The following is a 1,888-nucleotide window of genomic DNA, read 5'->3' as shown; positions in this document are numbered from 1 at the left end:
ATGTAAAGGAGGGGAATTTCATGACCGCGTCTATTTTTTTCAGTTATCTGCAGGCCATTATAGAATTGTCTGCCAACATTCTGATTATAGCCTGTGCCATAAGCTATTTAAGAAACAAAAAATAGCCCCCTTTTGTTTCACTGGGCGTAATCACCAAAATAGGGGTGACGAGGCATTGCTTTGGAACCCGTTTTTGGTGATTATGACCAGTTTCGTGACTTTGTCAGCGAGTTTCGCAGTCACCTGCAAGAATTTAAAATAGGGGGTTGACAAATAACCCGGTCAGGGTGTAGATTGTAAATCACCAACAAGAATGTTTCCATTCAAATTTTATTTTTTCTTAAGCTGAATCAGCTGATTTTCCAATGTATTTTTTATGAAGCTATACGGCGTTGTACTTTTTCTTTCCGTTTTTGGATGATCGCCGCGAAATGGATTTTGGGGGAACGCCGTCAATATCGCAGAAATGTCCGTTTTGGCGGACGGGGAGGTATCAGAATGAAAACGCAGGATGACGTTTTGCAGCAGCTTCCGGTATCCAGTGACATGGAGGAAAAGCTGCAGGCACTGGTAAATGATTACACCACCAGAAAGCAGCCGTCCCTGATGCAGATGAAGCGGGGGCTTTTAAGCAAAGAGGATTTTCTGAGGGAGGCCTCGGAACACATAGCGGTCTATTATCCCACGCCGGGAGGCGATAAAGAGCTGCTGGGGCTGTTTGAACAGTATATTTTCGGCTACTCCAGATTGTCGCCGCTGATAGACGACAGCACGATATCGGATATCCGTGTGGTAAGCTTTGATCAGATCCGCATCAAACGAGAGGGAAAACGGCAGGATGCCGGAATCGCATTTCAAAGCCCCAAGGAGTACAGGCAGTTTATTGATTATGTGGCCACCAGAAACCAAGTGAATGTGTCCAATCTCAACGCCATACAAAGGTTTACGGACACGGAAAGCCATCCGGATTTTATTCTGAGATTTACGCTTTCCATGCCTCTTGTAAATACCTGTAAGGAACCCTATCTCTGCATTCGCAAAATTCCCAAAAATTTTCCCCAGATGAAAGAATTGATTGAAAAAGATATGCTGGATTTAGAGACGGCGCAGCTTTTGATTCAAAGATTCCGAAAAAGCTCAACCTTAATCTGCGGCGGAAATTCTTCAGGGAAGACCACGCTGTTAAATGCACTGAAGGAGACCCTGCCGGATGATCTGGCGGTGCTTGTGACCCAGCAGGCAGATGAGCTGACCACGAAATTCCACCCGGATATGATGTTTCTCCATTCCCTTCCCGGAACAGGGGAAAGTCAGGTGAGCTATGACTTGAAGCATATCAGCATTGCGGGTCTGACCATGGATGTGGATTTTTTCATCATCGGGGAGGTGAAGGGAGCGGAGGCCCTTTATCTTTTGAATGCAGCCTATACAGGGCAGATATGCGCGGCCACCATTCATGCGCCCTCTGCGGACCGGGCACCGGACAAGCTGGTGGATTATGCCATGTATGACAGCCGTTATTCCAGAGATGAATTGATGAAGATGCTGGACTGCTTTCAGACGCTGATTTTTATGGAGCACTACAAGGTAATGGAGATTTTTCATTGTAAGGGCTGGGATGAGGAAAAAAGAAAACTAATTTTTGAAAGGATTTTATGACAGGTCATGGGTGTAAGAAGCATTATTTTTGGCTGTATTTTTCTGGGGTTTTACCTGCTTTTTTGGAGGATACGCTGGCTGGAGGAAATCACTGCATTTCTGCAGAAAACGCAAAACGGCATGGAGGAGGCGGCAAGGAAACGAAGCCTGCTAAACAGGCGTAATCTTCTGCAGATACACAAGGAGTACTCCTTTCTGCTCCTGCTGGAGCGGCAGTTAAGCTATGCGG

General features: G+C 46.0%; 2 protein-coding genes. Both read left to right on the top strand.

Annotation, left to right across the window (positions count from 1 at the left end; all coding sequences use genetic code 11):
- Window positions 1-498 precede the first annotated feature (498 nt).
- The gene (locus AC1WIP_RS15345; RefSeq protein WP_481142644.1) at window positions 499-1,659 is read left to right on the top strand and encodes an ATPase, T2SS/T4P/T4SS family; all 1,161 of its coding nucleotides are present in this window, start codon (window positions 499-501) and stop codon (window positions 1,657-1,659) included.
- Window positions 1,660-1,665: 6 nt separating this feature from the next.
- Window positions 1,666-1,888: hypothetical protein (locus AC1WIP_RS15340; RefSeq protein ID WP_481142643.1), on the top strand; the 223-nt coding region annotated here is incomplete at its 3' end.

Source organism: Acetatifactor sp. (genome assembly GCF_982438285.1).
The sequence above is the reverse complement of the archived record's forward strand: the minus strand, read 5'-3'. Positions and strand labels throughout refer to the sequence as shown.

Bases quoted from the DNA above. Each gene is read 5' to 3' on its own strand.
- AC1WIP_RS15345 (WP_481142644.1), top strand. From the start codon at position 499: ATGAAAACGCAGGATGACGTTTTGCAGCAGCTTCCGGTATCCAGTGAC.